The 20,795-nt window shown below is 48.9% G+C and carries 25 protein-coding genes and 1 pseudogene; 23 read left to right on the top strand and 3 right to left on the bottom strand.

The window, feature by feature from the left end:
* The first annotated feature begins 12 nt into the window (after positions 1-12).
* From VSQ62_RS14925 to VSQ62_RS14815, 23 genes and pseudogenes are all read left to right on the top strand, one after another.
* Positions 13-588, top strand: coding sequence for a hypothetical protein (locus tag VSQ62_RS14925; protein WP_334635617.1), 576 nt, complete (start codon positions 13-15; stop codon positions 586-588).
* A 42-nt stretch (positions 589-630) separates the two neighbouring features.
* The gene (locus VSQ62_RS14920) at positions 631-1,641 is read left to right on the top strand and encodes an RluA family pseudouridine synthase (protein ID WP_334635616.1); all 1,011 of its coding nucleotides are present in this window, start codon (positions 631-633) and stop codon (positions 1,639-1,641) included.
* Positions 1,599-2,147: a Holliday junction resolvase RecU gene (locus VSQ62_RS14915; RefSeq protein ID WP_334635615.1), complete on the top strand. Its 549-nt coding sequence runs from the start codon at positions 1,599-1,601 to the stop codon at positions 2,145-2,147. Before VSQ62_RS14920 ends, VSQ62_RS14915 begins: the two co-directional genes overlap by 43 nt.
* 80 nt (positions 2,148-2,227) lie before the next feature.
* A complete protein-coding gene (gene hisZ / locus VSQ62_RS14910; RefSeq protein ID WP_334635614.1) occupies positions 2,228-3,487 on the top strand; it encodes an ATP phosphoribosyltransferase regulatory subunit in 1,260 nt (419 codons plus the stop codon).
* Position 3,488: 1 nt separating this feature from the next.
* A complete protein-coding gene (hisG, locus tag VSQ62_RS14905) occupies positions 3,489-4,124 on the top strand; it encodes an ATP phosphoribosyltransferase (RefSeq protein WP_334635613.1) in 636 nt (211 codons plus the stop codon).
* Positions 4,125-4,163: 39 nt separating this feature from the next.
* The gene (gene hisD / locus VSQ62_RS14900) at positions 4,164-5,462 is read left to right on the top strand and encodes a histidinol dehydrogenase (RefSeq protein ID WP_334635612.1); all 1,299 of its coding nucleotides are present in this window, start codon (positions 4,164-4,166) and stop codon (positions 5,460-5,462) included.
* Positions 5,463-5,464: 2 nt separating this feature from the next.
* Positions 5,465-6,052 (top strand): imidazoleglycerol-phosphate dehydratase HisB, encoded by a 588-nt coding sequence (hisB, locus tag VSQ62_RS14895; protein WP_334635611.1) that lies wholly within the window; start codon positions 5,465-5,467, stop codon positions 6,050-6,052.
* Between the two features lie 13 nt (positions 6,053-6,065).
* Positions 6,066-7,349, top strand: a complete 1,284-nt coding sequence (gene hisIE / locus VSQ62_RS14890) for a bifunctional phosphoribosyl-AMP cyclohydrolase/phosphoribosyl-ATP diphosphatase HisIE (RefSeq protein WP_334635610.1) — start codon at positions 6,066-6,068, stop codon at positions 7,347-7,349.
* A 54-nt stretch (positions 7,350-7,403) separates the two neighbouring features.
* On the top strand, positions 7,404-7,706 hold the full coding sequence (locus VSQ62_RS14885) for a hypothetical protein (protein WP_334635609.1): 303 nt from the start codon (positions 7,404-7,406) through the stop codon (positions 7,704-7,706).
* A gap of 118 nt (positions 7,707-7,824) precedes the next feature.
* Positions 7,825-8,196: a GntR family transcriptional regulator gene (locus tag VSQ62_RS14880; protein ID WP_334635608.1), complete on the top strand. Its 372-nt coding sequence runs from the start codon at positions 7,825-7,827 to the stop codon at positions 8,194-8,196.
* A 45-nt stretch (positions 8,197-8,241) separates the two neighbouring features.
* Entirely contained in the window at positions 8,242-9,087 is an 846-nt protein-coding gene (locus VSQ62_RS14875) for an ABC transporter ATP-binding protein (RefSeq protein ID WP_334635607.1), read from the top strand.
* Positions 9,084-9,743, top strand: coding sequence for an ABC-2 transporter permease (locus tag VSQ62_RS14870; RefSeq protein ID WP_334635606.1), 660 nt, complete (start codon positions 9,084-9,086; stop codon positions 9,741-9,743). The genes VSQ62_RS14875 and VSQ62_RS14870 overlap by 4 nt, the downstream gene beginning before the upstream one ends.
* 96 nt (positions 9,744-9,839) lie before the next feature.
* Positions 9,840-9,980, top strand: a complete 141-nt coding sequence (locus VSQ62_RS14865; protein WP_334635605.1) for a hypothetical protein — start codon at positions 9,840-9,842, stop codon at positions 9,978-9,980.
* 50 nt (positions 9,981-10,030) lie between these two features.
* Positions 10,031-11,236, top strand: coding sequence for a threonine/serine exporter family protein (locus VSQ62_RS14860; protein WP_334635604.1), 1,206 nt, complete (start codon positions 10,031-10,033; stop codon positions 11,234-11,236).
* 102 nt (positions 11,237-11,338) lie between these two features.
* Entirely contained in the window at positions 11,339-12,364 is a 1,026-nt protein-coding gene (locus tag VSQ62_RS14855) for a LacI family DNA-binding transcriptional regulator (RefSeq protein ID WP_334635603.1), read from the top strand.
* Positions 12,365-12,400: 36 nt separating this feature from the next.
* Entirely contained in the window at positions 12,401-13,765 is a 1,365-nt protein-coding gene (locus VSQ62_RS14850) for an MATE family efflux transporter (protein ID WP_334635602.1), read from the top strand.
* 151 nt (positions 13,766-13,916) lie between these two features.
* A complete protein-coding gene (locus VSQ62_RS14845; RefSeq protein WP_334635601.1) occupies positions 13,917-15,140 on the top strand; it encodes an AAA-like domain-containing protein in 1,224 nt (407 codons plus the stop codon).
* Between the two features lie 19 nt (positions 15,141-15,159).
* Complete coding sequence (locus VSQ62_RS14840) at positions 15,160-15,648, top strand: xylulokinase (protein ID WP_334635600.1); 489 nt, start codon at positions 15,160-15,162, stop codon at positions 15,646-15,648.
* A 13-nt stretch (positions 15,649-15,661) separates the two neighbouring features.
* Positions 15,662-16,234 (top strand): annotated as a pseudogene (locus VSQ62_RS14835) (1-phosphofructokinase family hexose kinase).
* A 34-nt stretch (positions 16,235-16,268) separates the two neighbouring features.
* Positions 16,269-17,123 carry a class II fructose-bisphosphate aldolase gene (locus VSQ62_RS14830; protein WP_334635599.1) on the top strand — a complete coding sequence of 285 codons (855 nt, stop codon included), beginning with the start codon at positions 16,269-16,271 and terminating at the stop codon, positions 17,121-17,123.
* A 209-nt stretch (positions 17,124-17,332) separates the two neighbouring features.
* Complete coding sequence (locus VSQ62_RS14825; RefSeq protein WP_334635598.1) at positions 17,333-17,500, top strand: hypothetical protein; 168 nt, start codon at positions 17,333-17,335, stop codon at positions 17,498-17,500.
* Between the two features lie 150 nt (positions 17,501-17,650).
* Positions 17,651-17,878 (top strand): dihydrofolate reductase family protein, encoded by a 228-nt coding sequence (locus tag VSQ62_RS14820; RefSeq protein WP_334635597.1) that lies wholly within the window; start codon positions 17,651-17,653, stop codon positions 17,876-17,878.
* Positions 17,879-18,092: 214 nt separating this feature from the next.
* Positions 18,093-18,878: a nitroreductase family protein gene (locus VSQ62_RS14815; protein WP_334635596.1), complete on the top strand. Its 786-nt coding sequence runs from the start codon at positions 18,093-18,095 to the stop codon at positions 18,876-18,878.
* Between the two features lie 117 nt (positions 18,879-18,995).
* On the opposite strand, the gene VSQ62_RS14810 is transcribed toward VSQ62_RS14815, so the two are convergent.
* The 3 genes from VSQ62_RS14810 to VSQ62_RS14800 form a co-directional block, all read right to left on the bottom strand.
* Positions 18,996-19,610 carry a DUF3267 domain-containing protein gene (locus VSQ62_RS14810; protein ID WP_334635595.1) on the bottom strand — a complete coding sequence of 205 codons (615 nt, stop codon included), beginning with the start codon at positions 19,608-19,610 and terminating at the stop codon, positions 18,996-18,998.
* Between the two features lie 14 nt (positions 19,611-19,624).
* Positions 19,625-19,897 carry a hypothetical protein gene (locus VSQ62_RS14805; RefSeq protein WP_334635594.1) on the bottom strand — a complete coding sequence of 91 codons (273 nt, stop codon included), beginning with the start codon at positions 19,895-19,897 and terminating at the stop codon, positions 19,625-19,627.
* A gap of 144 nt (positions 19,898-20,041) precedes the next feature.
* Entirely contained in the window at positions 20,042-20,788 is a 747-nt protein-coding gene (locus VSQ62_RS14800) for a LytR/AlgR family response regulator transcription factor (RefSeq protein ID WP_016293823.1), read from the bottom strand.
* Between the last annotated feature and the right edge of the window lie 7 nt (positions 20,789-20,795).

Here is a 20,795-nt window from a genome sequence, read left to right as displayed (position 1 = left end):
GAGAGCGGGCAGATGAAGATTGAGAAAGGACAGCCCGGATATCTGAGAGTACAGAAGACCAGGTATCTGCTGTGGGCTGTGGTGGAATTTGCGGTCGTGGCGGCAGTTTTCATCCTTGGGTATGTTCAGACAGGGAAGAAGGAGAATCTATTCACGGTCGTTGCAATTGTGGGCTGTCTTCCGGCGGCAAAGATGCTGGTGGAATTTATCACCATGTATCCCCATCAGGGGATCGAGCCTTCGAAATATCGTGAGATCGAAGAGAAGGCGCCGCTTGTCACACGGGTGTATGACCTGCTCATCACAAGCACGGGAAAAGGAATGCCGGTAGAGGCATTCGTCATATACGGGCATGTGCTGTGCGGCTATACCAGGAGCCCTAAGACGGATGACGCGGTTCTTGCCGGAGCGATCAAGAAGACGCTCTTAGACCAGCGGTATGATAAGATGACGGTTAAGATCTTCCATGATTATTCCATGTTTCTTGCCAGAGCCGAGGGGCTGAATAACATTGCCGCGGTGGAGCGGCAGGAGAGTGACCGGAACGAACAGAATATCAAGAGGATTCTGACTGGTATTTCTATGTAAAAAGGAGAGTGTTTCTTAAAGGAACTACCAAGTGCAGCGTTTATGAAAGAGATTATCGTTACGAAGAACGAAGCCGGACAGAGGCTTGACAAATTATTGAAAAAATATATGAATAATGCACCGGACAGCTTCTTCTACAAGATGCTCCGCAAGAAGAATATCGTCCTGAACGGAAAGAAGGCGGCCGGGCGGGAAAAGCTTACAGAGGGAGATTGTATCAAGCTGTTCTTGTCGGACGAGACTATTGGGAAATTTACCGCCAAGAAGAGCAGGGGTGTACCTGGGAGTCCGCCGTCCAGGAGAACGGCTCTTGACGTGATCTATGAGGATCCGGATATTCTTCTTATTAATAAGCCGGCCGGGATGCTGTCGCAGAAAGCCGGTAAGGACGATGTGTCGGCGGTGGAGCATGTGATCTCATATCTGCTTCGGACGGGAGCGGTAACAGAAGAAGAACTTCGGCTTTTCAGGCCCTCGGTGTGCAACCGCTTAGACCGCAATACCAGCGGTCTGATCATTGCGGGAAAGAGCCTCCCTGGTTCACAGACTATGGGGGAGCTTCTTAAGAATCGGACGCTTCAGAAGTATTATCTGTGCGCGGTGAAGGGAAGGATCACCGAATCGAAGCGTCTTCATGGATTCCTTCAGAAGGATGAGGCGAATAACACGGTAACCGTCAGCGGCAGCGGCGGGGTCCGGATCGAGACCGAGTATTTCCCGCTGGCGTGGACTAAAGAGCTTACGCTTCTTAAGGTTCATCTGATCACCGGGAAAACCCATCAGATCCGAGCGCATCTGGCGTCGGTGGGCCATCCGCTTCTGGGGGACGGCAAATATGGAGATCCGGTCTTTAACGAGGCTTACAGGAAACGATATCAGATCTGCCATCAGCTCCTTCACGCTTACCAGGTCGTATTTCCTGTTATGGAAGGGAATTGCCGGGAAGTTTCCGGAAAGACATTTACAGCGAAGGTGCCGGCCGTGTTCTGGCATTTGATAAAGGAGACAGCATGGGAACATGGAACTCAAGAGGCCTTAGAGGTTCAACATTAGAGGATATGGTCAACCGGACCAACGAGTGGTATCTGGAGAAGGGGCTTGCCCTGATCCAGAAGATACCTACGCCGATCACTCCGGTGAAGATGGATAAGGAGCACAGGCATATCACCTTGGCGTATTTCGACCAGAGGAGTACCATCGATTATATCGGCGCGGTCCAGGGGATTCCCATTTGCTTTGACGCCAAGGAATGTGTCGCCGAGACATTTCCGCTGCAGAATATCCACGATCATCAGGTCAGTTTCATGGAAGCGTTCGAACGCCAGGGCGGCATTGCATTTATTCTCATCTATTATTCTTCGAAGAATATACTTTATTATATGAGATTCGAAGAATTGTGCGGTTTCTGGAACCGGGCAAAGGAGGGCGGACGCAAAAGCTTCCGGTTCGAGGAATTGGATGAGCGGTTTTTCATGGAGTTCATGCGGGGATGTTACGTGCCCTACTTAGATGCCATGAATCTGGATCTGGAAATCAGGGATGAACTTGACAAAGAGTGAGAAAATGCTTATAATTCTATACGATTTCATTCAATTCAATATGGTAGTAGACTAAAGCAGAGATCATGAATGGAGGTACTATGAAGAGAGTTTTACATACTCCGGAAGGAGTCAGGGACATATATAATGTAGAATGTGGAAAAAAGCTTGCGCTTGAAGGACGCTTGAAGAAGATCTTTCATCTGTATGGTTATCATGATATTGAACCGCCTACATTTGAGTATTTTGATGTGTTCAGGAAAGAGATCGGTACGATTCCTTCAAAAGATCTGTACAAATTTTTTGACAAGGACGGGAATACCCTGGCGCTTCGTCCGGATATCACGCCGTCCATAGCAAGGGTTTCCGCGACTTTATTTAAAGACGAGACGCTGCCTGTCAGGCTGTGCTACACGGGCAGCACGTTTATCAATCATTCGAATTATCAGGGACGGCTTCGCGAGACGACACAGATGGGAGCCGAGCTGATGGGCGATGATTCTGTGGAGGCGGATGCGGAGATGATCGCGCTGGTGGTCGAGTGTCTGTCGACCATTGGGCTTAAGGAATTCCAGTTAAGTCTGGGAAATGTTGATTTTATACAGAGCTTGATCGAGGATGCAAGCCTTAATGAGGAAGCCCAGGAGCGTGTGCGGGAGCTTATCAACAACCGGAATTTCTTCGGTGTGGAGGAATTTCTCGAGAGCATCCAGGTGAAGAGAAGCTCCAAGGAAGCATTCGCGGCGCTTAATGATCTGGTAGGCGGGATCGCGACTCTGGCCCAGGCGAAGAATATCGCGCCTAATTCCAAAGGGGTCAAGGCAATCCGGCGTCTGGAGAAGATCTATGATACTCTGAAGCTCTACGGGGCAGAGAAGTTTGTTACTTTTGATTTCAGTATGAGTGGTACTTATGGATACTACTCCGGGATCATCTTCCGGGTCTATACTTTTGGTACCGGTGACGCCATCGTGAAGGGAGGCAGATATGACCATTTGACCGAGAAGTTTGGAAAGCAGTCCCCGGCCATAGGGTTTGCCATCGTGGTGGATGAGCTGATGAACGCGCTGGTTCGTCAGAAGGTCCGGATCAACTATACCAGGAAGAATACCATTGTGCTGTATGATGAAGACCGCAGACGGGAAGCTCTGTCTCTTGCACGGGATTTCCGGAGGAAGGGCAAGGATACGGAGCTTCTTGGCAGACGCGGGGATAAAACGCTGAAGGACTACATAGAATACGGCAATGAATATTACGCCGGTAATATGATCTATCTTCAGCAGACAGGGGAGATCACCATGATCAATCTGATCACCGGAGAACAGAAGACATTAAACAGCAGTTCGGATAGGAGTTCATAAGATGAGATATCTAACATTTGCGTTGGGGAAGGGGCGTCTGGCAGAGCAGACGCTGAAATTATTCGAGAAGATAGGGATTACATGTGAAGAAATGAAGGATAAGGGGTCACGTAAGCTGATCTTTGTGAATGAGCCGTTGAAGCTTAAGTTCTTCCTGGCAAAAGGACCAGATATACCGACTTATGTAGAATACGGCGCCGCGGATATCGGAGTGGCCGGAAAGGATACGATCCTGGAAGAAGGGCGCAAGGTCCACGAGGTGCTGGACCTTGGATATGGCAGTTGTAAGATGTGCGTGTGCGGGAAGGAAGAATCCAGGCCCCTGTTAAGGCACCACGAGCTGATCCGGGTTGCCACCAAGTATCCGAATATCACCAAGGATTATTTCTATAATACGAAGCATCAGACCGTGGAGATCATCAAGCTTAACGGTTCTATAGAACTGGCACCGATCGTTGGGCTTGCCGAGGTGATCGTGGATATCGTGGAGACCGGGACAACGCTTAAGGAGAATGGACTTGAGGTGCTCGAGGAGGTCTGTCCATTATCTGCGCGGATGATCGTGAATCCGGTGAGTATGCGGATGGAAAGTACGCGGATCAAGAATCTGCTGACACAGCTTCGGACGCAGATATAGGGAGTTCTTTGAGCGACAATAGAGAAAGAAGGATGTAGTATGAAGATCATGCATTTGGACAGGGATACGAGACAGAATATTCTGGAGAAGCTTCTGAAGCGCAGCCCGAATCAGTATGGTGAATATGAGAGTGCGGTTTCCGAGATATTGGAACGTGTGAAGTCAAAAGGAGACCAGGCGCTTTTCGAATATACAGAGAAGTTTGACAAAGCGAAGATATGCGCGGATACGGTCAGAGTGACGAAAGAAGAGATCGAGGAAGCTTATGAGCTTGTAGAGCCGGGGCTTGTGGAAGTCATCCGTAAGGCGCTTCATAATATCGAAGATTACCATACCAAGCAGAAGCAATACAGTTGGTTTGACAGTAAGCCGGACGGGACGATGCTGGGGCAGAAGGTAACGCCCCTTCAGAGAGTCGGCGTCTATGTGCCGGGAGGGAAGGCGGCCTACCCTTCCTCCGTATTGATGAATATCATACCTGCGAAGGTAGCAGGGGTGGAAGAGATTGTGATGGTGACTCCGCCCGGAAGAGACGGGAAGGTGGCAAGCCATACGCTGGTTGCCGCCAATGAGGCGGGCGCGGATGTGATCTACAAGGTCGGCGGCGCGCAGGCAGTCGCGGCGTTGGCTTACGGTACGAAGAGCATTCCCAAGGTGGATAAGATCGTAGGGCCGGGGAATATCTATGTGGCGTTGGCGAAGAGAGCAGTATATGGGCATGTCAGCATTGACGCCGTCGCCGGGCCCAGCGAGATCCTGGTGATCGCGGATGAGACGGCCAATCCGAGATATGTTGCGGCCGACTTGTTATCCCAGGCGGAGCATGACGAACTGGCGTCCGCAATCCTTGTCACGACCAGCGAGACGCTTGCCCGGCAGGTGTCTGAGCAGGCAGATGCTTTTGTAGAGGAGTTATCAAGAAGCGAGATCATCCGAAAATCCCTGGATAATTATGGATATATCCTGACAGCGGATACCATGGAGGATGCCATAGCAATCGCGAATGATATCGCTTCGGAGCATGTGGAGATCCAGACGAGGAATCCTTTTGACGTGATGACGAAGGTCCGCAATGCGGGCGCGATCTTTATCGGAGATTATTCCAGCGAACCTTTGGGAGATTATTTTGCAGGTCCGAACCATGTACTTCCTACCAACGGGACGGCCAGGTTCTTTTCCCCGCTGTCGGTGGATGATTTCATCAAGAAATCCAGTATCATCGCATATTCCCGCGAGGCATTGGAGGCAGTGCACGAAGACATCGAACGGTTCGCGAAGGCAGAGCAGTTGACGGCTCATGCCAATTCCGTCTATGTGAGATTCGAGAAGGAAGGTTAATTATGGAGAGAACGGCAAGTATTAGAAGAACAACGAAGGAAACCGACGTCAGGCTTACGCTGAACCTGGACGGGACAGGGAAGAATGCGATCCATACAGGGATCGGCTTCTTTGACCATATGCTTAACGGGTTTGCAAGGCACGGGCTGTTTGATCTTGAGGCAGAGGTGAACGGCGACCTTGAGGTGGACTGCCACCATACGGTTGAAGATACCGGGATCGTTCTTGGGCAGGCGATTCTTAAGGCGGTAGGTGACAAAGCCGGGATCAGGAGATACGGACATTTTATCCTTCCGATGGACGAGACGCTTGTCTTATGTGCGGTGGATCTCTCGGGAAGACCGTATCTTAAGTTTGACTCTGCATTTACCGCGGAACGCCTTGGAGGGCTGGATACAGAGATGGTAAAGGATTTCTTCTATGCCGTGTCCTACAGCGCGATGATGAATATCCATCTTCGAGTCCTTGACGGAGATAATAATCATCATATGGCGGAGGCATTGTTCAAGAGTTTTGGAAAAGCGCTGGATATGGCGGTGCAAAAAGAGCCGCGGATCGAAGAGGCCTGGACTACGAAGGGAAGTTTATAAAGGAGATGAAGCAATGAGTTATAAGAGATTGATCCCCTGTATTTTCATCGCAGAGGGAAAGGCGGTAAGCTGGTTTGACGACCGTACCGTCATTGCAGAGGATGCAATTGAGCTGGCGAAGCGCTATAGTGATAACGGGGCGGATGAACTGATCGTGTTCGATTTGTCGGATTATGCAAATGAGCATGACGAGGCGATCGATCTGATGAAACGAATGAACCGCATCATCCGGATTCCGATGGTTGCCGGCGGGAATGTAAAACGCCAGGAGGATATTAAGAAGATCCTCTATGCAGGCTCTAAGCGGGCGATCCTGAATTTTTCAAAACAGGACAGTGTGAAGCTGATTGAAGATGCTGCCAGGCGCTTTGGGAAAGAGAAGCTTGCAGTATCTCTGAATGATTTTGACGCATTGTTCAAGCATCAGCATGTAATCAGAGAATGCTGCAGTGAGATTATCTTTATGCACAGGCTGGATCTGAATTCTGTGGCAAATATTACGGATATTCCCTGCGTGATCGTGACGGATACCATGGAGAGCCCGGAGCTCTTCAAGATTCTTGAATCGCCGGGCGTCAAGGGACTCTCAGGACGGTTTGTCAGCCAGCCGGATATGGACTTTGCCGCGTTCAAGGATCAATGCGAGCAGAGGCATATACGAATGACCTCCTATGAAAGTATGATGGAATTCTCGCAGTTTCAGACCAATGAACAGGGATTGCTTCCGGTTATCGTACAGCATTACAAGACCCAGGAGGTATTGATGCTGGCATACATGAATGAAGAGGCGTTCTATCATACCATCAAGACCGGCCGGATGACGTATTACAGCAGAAGCAGACAGCAATTGTGGGTCAAGGGAGAGACCAGCGGCCATTACCAGTATGTCAAATCCCTGACCATAGATTGTGACAACGATACGCTGCTTGCCAAGGTGGATCAGGTGGGTGCGGCGTGCCATACGGGGAATCCGACCTGTTTCTTCCGGCATATTGCGGGGAACGACTATGACGAGACGAATCCGCTGCGGGTATTTGAATCGGTATATGAGACGATCCTTGACCGTATGGAGCATCCCAAGGAAGGGTCCTATACGAATTATCTGTTTGAGAAGGGAATCGATAAGATCTTAAAGAAGGTAGGGGAAGAGGCGACGGAAGTCGTGATTGCAGCGAAGAATCCTAATCCGGAGGAAGTGAAATATGAGCTGTCGGATTTCCTGTACCATGCCATGGTTTTGATGGCGCTCAAAGGGATTACGTGGGATGATATCATAAAGGAGCTGGCGGACCGGTAAACAAGAATCATACTTTGGACAGAAGACGCATATGCTGTTGTGAGGTGATGTGTGATGAATGATTCTGAGAAGAGAAGGCGGCAGTTGCTGGAGCAGACCAGGGATCTGTATAGTGAGAGGAGAACAGCGCCGGCGGTGCATCCAAGGTATAAGGCGGCTTACCAGCAGATCTATGAGGATGGGCAAAGTAATCCTGCCGGGACGTTTGGGATTCGGCTGTTTTTGTGTCTGGTGCTGTTTGCGGCGTTTGTTTCGATGGATAAGAACGGGCGCGAGGTGTGGCAGGTGGACAGCAGCCGCATTATGAATGAGATCACGTCGGATGTGGATATCGCGGAGGTTTGGAAGGAGCTTTGAATTCTATACCATAGTTCACGAATTGTTGTGGACTATGGTTTTTTTATTACAAACAGTATATAACAGTTGACAACAGATATAAACTGTTATATACTGTTTGTAACGAAGGAGGGATGAAATGAAATTAATCATTAATCATTCTTCCATGCAGCCAATCTACGAACAGATTGTGGAGCAGATTAAGAACAAGGTGATGCATGGAGAACTTAAGGAGGATACGATGCTCCCGTCGGTACGGACGCTGGCGAAGGAGCTGAAGGTCAGTGCACTGACCGTGAAGAAGTCTTATGATGTGCTGGAGGAAGAAGGTTTCGTGAACACGGTTCACGGGAAGGGAAGCTTCGTAGCCTTTGCCAATCAGGGACTCCTGCTTGAGGAGAAGAAGAAGGAAGTGGAAGCCGATCTGGAGAAGGCCATCCGGAAGGGCAGAAGCTGCGGATTGACGGATTCGGAGATCCGGACATTATTCGAGATCATTCTGGAGGATTGATGTTCCGGCAGAATGGAAGACGGGTGATATTGGAGGATGAATGAGATGCTGAGACTGAATAAAGTGAAGAAAAACTATAAAGGATTTCAATTAGATTGTACCTTGGAGGTACAGGAAGGATGCGTGACAGGGCTGATCGGCAAGAACGGGGCCGGGAAGAGTACCACGTTCAAGGCGATTCTGGGGCTGCTCCATACAGACGGCGGCAGTATCGAGATCTTTGGGAAACCGATTACCAAGATTGGAGTCCGGGAGAAGGAAGATATCGGAGTTGTGATGTCAGATTCCGGGTTCAGCGGGTATCTGACTGTTCAAGACCTGATTCCGATGTTAAGAAACATGTACCCGCGTTTTCAGGAAGCGGAATTCTTAAGGGAATGTAATGAGCAGAAGCTTCCCCTGAATAAGAAGATCAAGGAATTTTCCACCGGGATGAAGCGCAGATTACAGGTATTGGCGGCGATCACTCATGGGGCGAAGCTTCTGCTCCTGGATGAGCCAACGGCGGGGCTTGATGTGATCGCAAGAGACGAGCTTCTGGATATGCTGCGGACATACATGGAGCAGGACGGACGGGCAATCCTGGTAAGCTCCCACATTTCCAGCGACCTGGAAGGGCTGTGCGACGATATTTACATGATCGATAACGGGAAGATCGTGCTCTACGAGGAGACGGATGTCCTGCTTGATACCTACGGTGTTCTGAAGGTGACAAAAGAGCAGTATGAGAAGCTGGATCATACTCATATCCTGCGCCATAAGAAGGAGGAATTCGGGTATAGCTGCCTGACAGACCAGCGGCAGTTCTATCAGGAGAATTACCCTGAGATTGCCATTGAGAAGGGAACGATTGACGAATTAATCATGATGATGATACGAGGTGAGAGATGATGAAGGGATTATTTATTAAGGATTTAAGATTGATGAAGGCACAGAAGCATTTCTTTGGGGTTGTTCTGATGATGATGGTGATATTCCTGACGGTTTATACGGATTTTTCATTTGTGATCGCATATATCACGGTGATGTTTGGTTTTCTGACAGTGTCGACGATAAGCTTTGACGAACAGGATAACGGTCTGGGATATCTTCTCGCCCTGCCGGTCAGCCGTAGAGACTATGTGAAAGAGAAGTATCTGTTCAGCATTGCAACGGCGATTCCGGGTCTTCTGATCGTATCCGTTCTTGCGTTTGCGGTATCCAGAATCCGGGGAATAGATTTCGTTGTGGAAGAATGGGTGATGACAACAGCGGTAAGTCTTCTGATCGTTGGGGTAATGCTGAGTGTGGTAATACCTGTGCAGTTAAAATTCGGGGCAGATAAGAGCCGTGTTGTAATGCTGATATTATTCGGCGGCGGCTCCCTGACGATATATGCGGGGGTTAAGATCTGTGATACCTTCGGGATCGACTATATGCCGATGCTTAATTGGCTTGCCGGGATTCGTCCAACGATAACCCTGGCGGGTGTTGCTTTGGTCTGCACGGTTTTGATGGGAGTTTCTTATCTGATTTCCCGCAGCTTCATTGAGGCAAGAGAGTTTTGAGGAGGGAGGCAAATGCGAAGCATTTCTGGAATGCCGACCGACGACTTGCCCTTGAACGAAGGTGAGGGGGCATTACATAAAGGAGGGAGATAGTATATGTGGATAGGATGGTATATTCTTTTCAGGATAGGTGAAATTATAGGGATATGCAGGCTGATCTATTTCTTTGCGGTGGAGAGAAACCGGGATATGAAACGGGAAATGAATGATAAAAGTTCTGGAAATGCATCCACTTAATTGTTATAATAGAACCGTCAGTCATTGAAGTGAAAAGGCGGGGGTATGACGTGGATTACGAATTATTGTTAAATGAGATCATCAATATCGGCAAGGAGATGATAAAAAGCGGAGCAGAGACTGACCGGGCGGAGGACAGCATGTACCGGATGCTTGAGAGCTATGAGCTGGAACAGTGCAGCGTCTTTGCGATCCAGAGCGATATCCAGGCGACGATACGGCCTAAGGACGGGCATTTTATCACGCAGATCAGACGGGTCCATAGTACGGGCTTCAACTATGACCGGCTGGATTATCTCAACAATCTGTCCAGATATATCTGCAAGGAAAAACCTTCCGTAGAAGAGATCCATGAGAAATATCTGGAAGTGTTAAACCGTAAGCCCCAGCCCCGGTATCTGCAGTATGTGGCGGCTGTTTTAGGCGGCGTGGGGTTCGGTGTGTATTTTGGGTGCGACTGGCTGGATGCTCTTGTGGCGATTGTGATCTGTGCGGTTGTGGAGGTGTATCTGGGCAATATCCTGGATCAGAAGGAACACAGCCTTGTAGTGTATAATCTTGTGATCGCGTTCCTGTCTTCCGCAGCGGTATTTCTGGCCGGGAAAGCAGGGCTTGGGCACCATCCGGACCGGATCGTGCTGGGGCTTAATATGGTTCTGATCAGCGGACTTGGGGTTGCCAATGGGATCCGGGATGTACTGAACCGTGCATATTTGTCCGGAATCATCAATATCATGAATGCCTGCCTGGGCGCGATCGCCATCGCCTGCGGGACAGGACTTGCCATGCTGCTTTTCAAGGGAGACATGTATGAGATGTACATAGCCCCAAATATTGCGGTGCAGCTGATCTCCTGCGGGGTGGCGAGTATGGGCTTCGCCCTGGTATTCAAGGCTGCGGTTCTGCAGTCTTTCTATGCCGGGATTGGAGGAGCGGTCAACTGTGCCTGTTACGTGCTGGTACTGAACCTTCACGGGAATGATTTTATGGCGGTGATGGCGGGAGCGGCTTTCGTGGCGGCTTACGCGTATCGGATGTCCAGGATCCACCGTGCTCCGGCAACCATATTCTTGACGACATCCATTATGCCGGTGATTCCCGGGGCGACGCTGTTCTATCTGATGCATGGATTGGTCCAGTCTGATTACGCGCTGGCGTCCGGGCAGACGATTCTGCTGGCGCAGACCTGCCTGGCGGTTGCATTTGGATTCTTGATCGTGGAGATTGCAATGCGGTATGTGGGAGAGAAGAGATAGGGCAGGAAACATTTATTAAAAGCACGCAAAATATTGCGTGCTTTTATGTTTTGTGGTACGATATATCAGTAGTAAATGTACCAAAAAGCAAGGAGAATGATTATGGCAGTAACAATACAGCAGATAGCGGAAGCGGCCGGCGTATCAAGAGGAACTGTAGACAGGGCGCTGAATAACCGGGGGCGGATCAATCCTGAGGTGGCAAAGCAGATCAGACAGATCGCAGAGGAGATGGGGTATGTTCCTAAGAACAGGAAACGCTCTGCGGCCTCGAAAGGGAAGATCCGGATCGGCGTTGTCACACAGCTTGCCAGATCTTCCTTCATGTTGGAGGTGAACCGTGGGATCCGGCAAGCAGCAGAAGAGCTTAAGGAGAAAGGGATCGAGCTTCTTGTAAGGGAGGGCTTATCCGTAGATGAAGAGGAGCAGTTAAGCGCCATAGATGCGTTGGTCAAAACGGGAATCCAAGGCCTGGCGGTGATGCCTGTGGATTGTGAGAGCATCCGCATGAAGCTGAACTGGCTGATCGAAGAGAAGGGAATCCCTGTCGTGACCTTTAATTCGGACATTGTCGGAACCAAAAGGAGCTGCTATGTAGGAATGGATAACCGCAAGAGCGGACGCACTGCGGCGGGACTTCTGGGAATGCTGACCGGAGGAGCCGGCAAAGTTCTGGTGATCACGGGATTCTTCAGCAATCATGTGAATAATGAGCGTGTGGACGGCTTCGTGGAGGAATTGAAGAACGCCTATCCGGATCTTGAACTGGCAGGCGTGCAGGGGAGCTTTGACGACTCGGAAGAGGTAGATAAGATCATCAGGAATACGTTACTGAACATGCCGGGGATCAACGGGATCTTTGTCGCTTCCGGCGGGCAGGAAGGAATCGCGAGGGCTTACGAGGAGCTGAAGCTTGAGAGACGTCCGTTTACAGTCATCTATGACCTTACGCCCAATAACCGGAAAGCGCTTGCGGATGATGTGGCAGATTTCCTGATCGATCAGGAGGCGTATGTACAAGGCTATCAGCCGCCGCTTGTATTGGCGGATATCCTGCTGAAGGACAAGAAGGTAGAAGAAGAATTCCAGTATACGGATATCAATATCAAGACCAAATATAATATTTGACATTTACAGAAGGATACAAAAGGGAGGACAGTTCACTTGGAAACTACAGAATCAATAACAGAGAAGAAAGCGGCGGGGATTGATTTCCTGAATGACGGGATCTTCCTGCCGATGCTGCGTTTTACGGTTCCGATCTTATTTTCCGTGGTGTTTCAGCAGCTATATAATACCGTCGATACTTTGATCGTTGGGCACACGCTGGGAGAGAAGGCGCTTGCGGCGATCGGCGCCGCCGTACCGATCTATGATCTGCTGATCGGATTTGCCCTGGGGTTTGGCAATGGATTGTCGATTGTGACAGCCAGGTGCTACGGCGCCGATAACAGACAGATGCTGAAGAATTCGGTTGCGGCGTCCATAGTGATCGGCATGGCGGTCGTGGCAGTGCTTACCATTCTGTCGCAGGTCATTATGATTCCGCTGCTTCGTCTGTTACATACGCCCCCTGAGATCCTGGGGGAAGCATACCGTTATATCTCGATCATCACATTATTTACCCTGGTGATGTTCGCATATAACCTATGCGCCGGAATCCTTCGGGCAGTAGGGAACAGCATCATGCCTTTGGTATTTCTGATCATTTCCTCTCTGGCCAATATCCTGCTGGATTATGTGTTTATTGCCATGCTTGGGAGAGGTCTTGGAGGCGCTGCAGAAGCGACGGTGCTCGCCCAAGGGATCTCTGTTTTGCTGTGCCTGGTATATATTAAGAAAAGAGTTCCCATGCTGATTCCAGGCAGGGAGAACTTCAAGGCGGACGGGGCGCTGTATAAGGAGATGACGGCGCAAGGATTGTCCATGGGCTTCATGAGCTGCTTCGTCTCGGCGGGAAGCGTGATCCTCCAGTCTGGGATCAACGGCCTGGGGTATCTGTATATTGCGGCGCATACGGCCGCAAGGAGACTCTATCAGTTCTGCATGATCCCGTTTATCGCTATGACCCAGACGATCAATACATTTGTCTCCCAGAATTATGGGGCGCGAAAGCCGGGGAGGATCCGCAAGGCGGTGAAGTATTCCTATCTGTACGCGGCGGCAATGGCTGTCCTGGTCACGGTTCTGGTCTGGCAATTTGCACCGGCGCTGATCCGGTGGATCTCAGGCTCTAACGAAGAGCTGGTCCTAAGCAACGGTACCTTGTATCTGCGGGTGGTGATGCCCTGTTACGCGATCCTTGGCGTGCTTAACTACAGCCGGACGGCGCTGCAGGCGATCGGACAGAAGCTGCTGCCCATACTGTCAAGTGTGATCGAGCTGGTGGGGAAGATATTATTTACCATGATATTTATCCCCCGGTTACACTATATGGCGGTCATCGTGTGCGAGCCTGTGATATGGTGTTTTATGGTCGCGGAGCTTCTGATCGCATTCTGGAGGAATCCATTTATCAGAGATATTTGATATCTTTATTCGTATATTATTATGATATTGATTTCAGCAAGAAATATATGTTGCCAAAACAGCACGGTAGATTTATCATAAAAGAAGAAAGTACGGATGTTTATTCATTGTGGAGGAAGGCAGGGGAAGAAGACGGGAAAAGGGAAAATTGGTGAAGAAAAGATTCAATACGGCGGGAACTTGTATTCCTGAGAAGCATTATATGGCTGATACAACAGAGAAAGTTGACCAGATCATCCGGCTGATCGAACAGGATTCTTATTTTACAATCAATCGTGCCCGCCAGTATGGGAAGACGACGACGCTTCTGTTATTGTGGCGGCGATTGAAAGATTCATATATTGTAATCAATATCAGTTTTGAAGGAATGGGAACCGACGCATTCAGATCGGAAGATTCATTTGTCAGAAGTTTCTGCAGCAGGGTGGAGAAGGATCTTAAACTTTCCGGATATGACGAAGAGAAGCAGCAGATGTGGAGATGCCGGGATTCCGGGGTGAGTCTGGAAACCTTAAGAGACAGGAACATTGATTTTTGTGATAATGCCAAAGAAGTTCTGTTATTTATCGACGAGGTAGATAAAAGTTCTGATAATCAGATGTTTTTAAATTTCCTTGGGATACTGAGAGAATTATATCTGGAACGTGCCAGGGGACGGATCACATTCAAAAGTGTGATTCTATCCGGCGTATATGATGTAAAAAATCTGAAGCTTAAATTGCGGCCAGATGAGGAAAGAAAATATAATTCGCCATGGAATATAGCTGTAGATTTTCCGATAGATATGAGCCTGTCTGTTGCCGAAATCTCAGGAATGCTTAAGGATTATGATGCGGCACAGGATTTTACAATGGATACAGACTGTGTGGCACAGGAAATATATCGTTTTACATCCGGTTATCCGTTTCTTGTCAGTTTAATCTGTCAGTGGATCGATGAGAGATTGCCGAAAGATATTTCAACAGACGAGTATTGGACACCATGGGGAGTGCGCGCGGCAGTACGCGAGATACTGAAGCATACGAATACTTTGTTCGATGATATGATAAAGAATCTGGAGAATTATCCGGTCTTTCGGAAATTCATAGAAGGTATTCTTTTTGAAGGCATTCAAGTTCCTTACAAACGATCAAATCCAGAGATCAATATGGGTGTAACTTTTGGTATAGTAGGAGAGGAAGCGGGGCTTTGCAGGATTACTAATATTATATTTGAGACGTATCTATATGATCATTTTATTACGGACAAAACCATTCAGAAGCAAGTCCTATTATCATCCAGGGCACAATTTATTAGGAATGATGGTCTGTTAGATATGGATATTGTTCTGGAAAAATTTCAGGGCGACCCAAGGAAAATGCGGAGGAGTATGTAGGATTTCAGAAGAGTATTTGTTGGGAATTGATATCGGAACCAGTGCATGCAAGACTGCATTATTTGCGAAAGACGGAAAGGTGAAGGCATCTTCCTCCCGGGACTATCCGGTATATTATCCCAAACCCGGCTGGGCGGAACAGAACCCGGACGAATGGTGGGAGGCAGTGTGTGATTCGATCAAGAAAGTGCTCGCTTCAGGCGGGGTAAGACCGGCGCAGATCGCGGGTATCGGAATTGACGGACAGAGCTGGGCGGCGATCGCGGTAGATAAGGACGGAGAGGTTCTTGCCAATACACCCATCTGGATGGATACGAGGGCGCAGTCCGTCTGTGACAGGGTCAATAGAGAGATCGGCGCAGATGAGATATTCGGGCTGTGCGGCAATATGCTGCGGCCGTCCGTTTGTCCATATAGCGGGAGAGACCAGATGCTGCATCAATATCCTGGATCAGGAGTACGGCTCTACGGAATATCTGGAGCCGGGGTGCGAGGTATCGTCCGATGAGGAACAGCAATTTATGCAGAGGTATCCTGATATTATCCGGGACAGCGATGTGGTCACCATATCGGGAAGCCTTCCCCGGGGGATGAGTAAGGATATCTATGGCAGAATGACTGCCATTGCGAAAGATATGGGGAAAGCCGTGATCCTGGATACCAGCGGCGAGCCGTTGAAGCAGGGGATCAAGTCTCATCCTACCATGGTGAAGCCAAACCAGGATGAGATCGAACAGCTCTTTGGCATCAAAATACATAATATGCAGGAAGTGATCCGGTATGCCGGGAAACTCTGAGATATGGGAATCCCGTATGTGGTGATCTCATTAGGGAAGGACGGAGCGCTGCTTGTCAGCGGGGACGGGATCTTCCGCGGCAGGCCGCCGGAAGTAGAAGCGGTAAACACAGTTGGATGCGGAGATTCCATGGTCGGTGCATTCGCCGCAGCTCTGGAGAGAAGGTATGAGGCGAAGGAAGCTTTGCGGTATGCGGTGTCGGTCGCTTCGGCGAATGCCATGTCACCCAATACCGGCGACTTCGATCCAAAGAATATAGAGAGATTGACAGCGCAGGCAACAGTGGAGAAGTTATAGCATACAGATATCAGAAGGGAGAGAAAGAAGAACTATGGCATTAGTGACATCAAGACAATTATTATCAGATGCACAGAAGGAAGGATATGCAGTAGGGGCCTTCAATGTGGAGAACATGGAGATGGTACAGGCAGTCGCGGCGGCAGCGGAGGAATTACAGGCGCCTGTTATCATGCAGACGACACCGTCAACGGTCAAATATGCGGATTTTGCGTATTTCTACGCAAATGCGAAGGCGGCGGCAGAGAGTGTATCGGTTCCTGTGGTGATTCATTTAGACCACGGCAACAGCTTTGAGCTCGCCATGCGGGCGCTGCGCACCGGCTATACCTCCGTTATGATCGACGGTTCCCACGGAACTTTTGAAGAAAATATTGCGGTAAGCAAGGCTGTGGCGGATGCCTGTCATCCTTCCGGCGTGCCGGTGGAAGCAGAGCTTGGCAAGGTGGGCGGTAAGGAGGACGACTTAGAAGGCGGAGAAGGGAATCCATATACGGATCCTGAGGAGGCCGGGATATTTGTGGAAAAGACGGGGGTTGATTCGCTGGCAGTTGCGATCGGCACGGCGCACGGCGTCTACAAAGGAATCCCCAGGCTTGATGTCAAGCGCTTAAGTGAGATACGGGAAGTGGTAACGATTCCTCTGGTCCTCCACGGGACATCCGGCGTGCCGGATGACGCGGTGAGAGAATGTATCCGCAGAGGCATCTGCAAGGTGAACTATGCGACGGACTTAAGGATTGCATTTTCCAGGGGAGTAAAGGCATATCTGAAGGAGAATCCGGACGTTTTCGATCCGAAGAAGTACGGAGCGGCAGGCAGAGAAGAAGTGAAACAGTATGTGATGGACAAAATACGTGTCTGCCAAAGCGTAGGGAAAGCAAAATAGACGATGTATTTATAATTATAGCATCTTATCGGACGATGGAATCCCGCATTCGTCAGATCAAAGCGTAGGGTATGGATGCGGAGATTAAAGTTTTTGACGGCCTTTCCCATGGATTAGGGTTAGGAGAGGGAACCGTTGCTGAAGGATGGCTTGACCGCGTGGTCAGTTTCTGGGAAAGGAATCAGTAAAGAAAGAGAGAAGGAAAGATCATGAAAAATCAAGAGAAACCATATATCATCTTCCATATCCTGACATCTATAAACGGAAAGATCACAGGGTCTTTCTTTGGCAGGCAGGAGACGAAGGCGGGAGGTAAATTCTATCAGGTAATGCACATTACGGGATCAAGGCAGACCGTAAAGATCATGCGGCGGTGACAGACAGTTCTTACTATCTGGTATCTGTTGATCCGATGGGCGACCTTTTTTTAGGACGGCCCGGTTGTAAGCAGGAGAGGTCCTGGTTACGACGGAGCGCATATCATAGAAGTCCTGACAGAAGAGGTAAGGGATGAGTATCTTGCATATTTGAAAAAGAATAGGATTTCTTATATCTTTGCAGGGAAAGACCGGATAGACGCCAAGACTGCTGCCGAGAAGCTGTTCCGGATATTCGGAATACGTAAGATGCTTCGGCAGGGCGGCGGAATCACCAACGGGACATTTTCAGAACTGATCGATGAGCTGAGTATCGTTGTTGTGCCCGTTACGGAATGCAAAGGCCAGAATCCGCTGCAATGTAGCGCCGATTCTTAATTATCATAGAAAATCAACTCCTCACATTTTAGTTCTATACATAAAATACAAATTATATTTTACACCAGCGATATTAGAAAAACAAGAGGTACTCCGCCGCCGCACAAGATTTATGGAAAATATTGAGACAGATATTAAAGATTATGATACAATAGGTAAATCTGGAAGAAATGCCTGATATATATAATCGATCAGAGGAAAAGGAGTTGATAGTATGGTTAAGATCAATTGCGAAAAATGTGTCGGATGCGGTCTGTGCGCAGAAGACTGTATTGCCCAGAACATAAAGGTAGGCGAAAAAGCGGCCGTGAAGGGAGAGTGCCTGCAGTGCGGCCATTGCGTTGCGGTCTGTCCGAAGAACGCGGTCTCGATCCCGGATTATGATATGGATGACGTGGAAGAATATCAGGAGGACAGTTTTAAACTGGATCCGAATAACGTGCTGCATGCGATCAAATTCCGGCGCAGCATCCGAAGCTATCAGGAGGAGAAGGTGTCCCGCAGGAAGCTTGAACTCCTTGCCCAGGCAGGACGCTATACGGCTACGGCGGTGAATAACCAGGGCAGTTATTTCGTATTTGTCCAGGATGAACTGGATGAATTAAAAGACAGGGTGTGGAGATATATTGACGGAATAGAGGAAAGAGATGGAGTTAAGGACGCTGCACTGGCACCTTATATCCGGTTTAACCGGCGAAGGAAGGAGAATCTGGCGGACGACTTTCTCTTTCGCAATGCTCCGGCAGTTCTTTTTATCACTTCCGACTGGCCTTTAGATGCTGGGCTGGCCGCGCAGAATATAGAGAGTATGGCTGTTTCCCTGGGAATGGGAGTTCTGTATAACGGTTATCTTGCCCGGATCGCAGAAGCAGATGAAGATGTGAAGAAATGGCTTGGAATTGAAGGAAAACCTGTAAAAGCCTGTATGCTGCTGGGTTATCCGGCAAGGACTTATGTAAGAACGGCGCCCAGAAAAGAGCCGAATGTGATCTGGAAATAAGTCAAAGCCCCGGATATTATAGAAGCCAATCCTAAATCGGATTGGCTTACTCTTGATTTCCCGGTACAATGCTATTTTCCCTGAGCATCCGGATCGTCATCAAACTCATGGACGGACTCATAAGCAGGTTTTCCCATCGTGAGGAGCCCGATATAAGTGGATATAACCAGCTTCTGTGGGATGGTCCGCAATGAGACCGTCCCGTTCCTTCAGCACCTGAGATGCGATCATCAGATCCGCTCCGGCAGAAATAAAATTGACCATCATCGTCAATAATGACACCGTACCGGGATATATATAAATAAAAAGCACACTGCCGAACCCCAATACGATAAAAGGTGTCAGAACGCCGGCCAGATATGCTCTTTTTGCTAATACTGCTTTACAGGCACAGCTCGGCATCATTGCATTGATGTTAAACTGAACGACATTCCAGCCTTTCCCGCTGGCAACTGCCCATCCTATCCCATGTAATAATTCATGTATGACAACAGAAACCGCAATAATCGCTATAAACATAACGTAAAAAGCGATCCCGCTTACCTCCAGTAAAAATGCTCTATCAATCAGCAAAAAACGATACAATAATCCGAAGACGATTACAAACGGCAGCGCGCAAAGAGTTCCGAAAACCATGGCCTTCCCGGACGTGATCGTAACGTCTTTTTCTTGATAGCCTTTTTCATGTAAATCTGCTTTCATCCTTTCAAAATCTTCACTGTGATGATCCATCAGTGTATCCTCCTCTATAAGAAGAGCTGTGCAATAATGATCACAAACCAGACAACCAGCAAAAGACCATTGAGACGTGCCAGCAGACGAAGGACTTTGTTTTCCGGCAGCTCGCCTCCGAAGATAGGGTTTACGGAATACAGACAGCTTGCAGCTATGATCAGTCCGGAATAATTAGAAGCACTATTCATATTTCCTCTGTAAATAGAAAGGAAATATCCCATAAAGGCCAGGAAAAGAGCCATCAGCATTACCACGTGGTTGGATAAGATTGATTTTGTTTTCATAATGAATACCTCCTGTTGTTTTGTTATCTTGAAATCACTATAACAGACAGAAGGTCAAATTATTCATTTTTTACGCGAATTGTCCGTTTGGTTTCACGAACGGTGATTGATCAGGGTGCAGCTGCAGCTTGAACGGTCACACTCTTATTTTGCGTCCCGTTTTCTCTGTGCATTGTATTCTGTTTTGGCTCTTCTGGACAGGGGGCATTCCGTTCCATTGTCCAAAATGACCGCCTGGCATTTCAGGTCCACAGTCCGGATCCGGCTGCGGTTTACCAGAAATCCTCTGTGACACCGCCAGAAATCCTCACCCAATTCTTCCGCGAAATGCTCCAGACTGCTGTTAAATTCCAGCAGTTCGTTATCCAGATGAAGGCAGAGCGTGTGCTTAAATCCCAGAGCCTCGAAATAAAGGATCGTTTCTACCGGGATGTGCCGGATGGTATCAAACAACCGGATCGTACAATATCTGCCATGTTTGGGCTGTTCACTGGCAAGCCGCTGCTGTATGCTTGTCAGACATTCTCTCACCCGGACGGCCATTGCGTTATAGTCGCCTTTTACGATATAATCCAGAGCTTCCAGCCGCAGCCGGAAGGTTTCAAAAGCCAGATCATGATGCGCCGTGATAAATACAATGAACCCCCGCGGATCGTGGAGTCTCAGCTTCTGCGCCAGCTCCAGCCCGCTCATCCTGCCCGGAAAATCAATGTCAAGGAAATATACCGCCGGTATGGTATCCTTTGTCTGCAGGTCCAATAATCTTTCCGGCGTATCCGCCTCGCGGACAGGCCCCATATCTCCGTTCAATATGGTAATCTGATTCGAAATGATGTGTTCCAGCCGGTCGGCCACCGGCTTTTCATCATCACATATATAAATCGGAATCATTTGTCTC

The organism is Sporofaciens sp. JLR.KK001 (assembly GCF_036941055.1).
GTDB lineage: Bacteria > Bacillota > Clostridia > Lachnospirales > Lachnospiraceae > Sporofaciens.
The sequence above is the reverse complement of the archived record's forward strand: the minus strand, read 5'-3'. Positions and strand labels throughout refer to the sequence as shown.

Coding starts and splice junctions, on each gene's coding strand:
- hisD (WP_334635612.1), top strand. CDS start 4,164: ATGAAGATCATGCATTTGGACAGGGATACGAGACAGAATATTCTGGAG.
- VSQ62_RS14875 (WP_334635607.1), top strand. CDS start 8,242: ATGCTGAGACTGAATAAAGTGAAGAAAAACTATAAAGGATTTCAATTA.
- VSQ62_RS14925 (WP_334635617.1), top strand. CDS start 13: ATGAAGATTGAGAAAGGACAGCCCGGATATCTGAGAGTACAGAAGACC.
- hisG (WP_334635613.1), top strand. CDS start 3,489: ATGAGATATCTAACATTTGCGTTGGGGAAGGGGCGTCTGGCAGAGCAG.
- VSQ62_RS14810 (WP_334635595.1), bottom strand. CDS start 19,610: ATGGATCATCACAGTGAAGATTTTGAAAGGATGAAAGCAGATTTACAT.
- VSQ62_RS14815 (WP_334635596.1), top strand. CDS start 18,093: ATGGTTAAGATCAATTGCGAAAAATGTGTCGGATGCGGTCTGTGCGCA.
- VSQ62_RS14805 (WP_334635594.1), bottom strand. CDS start 19,897: ATGAAAACAAAATCAATCTTATCCAACCACGTGGTAATGCTGATGGCT.
- hisIE (WP_334635610.1), top strand. CDS start 6,066: ATGAGTTATAAGAGATTGATCCCCTGTATTTTCATCGCAGAGGGAAAG.
- VSQ62_RS14865 (WP_334635605.1), top strand. CDS start 9,840: ATGTGGATAGGATGGTATATTCTTTTCAGGATAGGTGAAATTATAGGG.
- hisZ (WP_334635614.1), top strand. CDS start 2,228: ATGAAGAGAGTTTTACATACTCCGGAAGGAGTCAGGGACATATATAAT.
- VSQ62_RS14870 (WP_334635606.1), top strand. CDS start 9,084: ATGATGAAGGGATTATTTATTAAGGATTTAAGATTGATGAAGGCACAG.
- VSQ62_RS14920 (WP_334635616.1), top strand. CDS start 631: ATGAAAGAGATTATCGTTACGAAGAACGAAGCCGGACAGAGGCTTGAC.
- VSQ62_RS14800 (WP_016293823.1), bottom strand. CDS start 20,788: ATGATTCCGATTTATATATGTGATGATGAAAAGCCGGTGGCCGACCGG.
- VSQ62_RS14915 (WP_334635615.1), top strand. CDS start 1,599: ATGGGAACATGGAACTCAAGAGGCCTTAGAGGTTCAACATTAGAGGAT.
- VSQ62_RS14880 (WP_334635608.1), top strand. CDS start 7,825: ATGAAATTAATCATTAATCATTCTTCCATGCAGCCAATCTACGAACAG.
- VSQ62_RS14830 (WP_334635599.1), top strand. CDS start 16,269: ATGGCATTAGTGACATCAAGACAATTATTATCAGATGCACAGAAGGAA.
- VSQ62_RS14825 (WP_334635598.1), top strand. CDS start 17,333: ATGAAAAATCAAGAGAAACCATATATCATCTTCCATATCCTGACATCT.
- VSQ62_RS14855 (WP_334635603.1), top strand. CDS start 11,339: ATGGCAGTAACAATACAGCAGATAGCGGAAGCGGCCGGCGTATCAAGA.
- VSQ62_RS14885 (WP_334635609.1), top strand. CDS start 7,404: ATGAATGATTCTGAGAAGAGAAGGCGGCAGTTGCTGGAGCAGACCAGG.
- hisB (WP_334635611.1), top strand. CDS start 5,465: ATGGAGAGAACGGCAAGTATTAGAAGAACAACGAAGGAAACCGACGTC.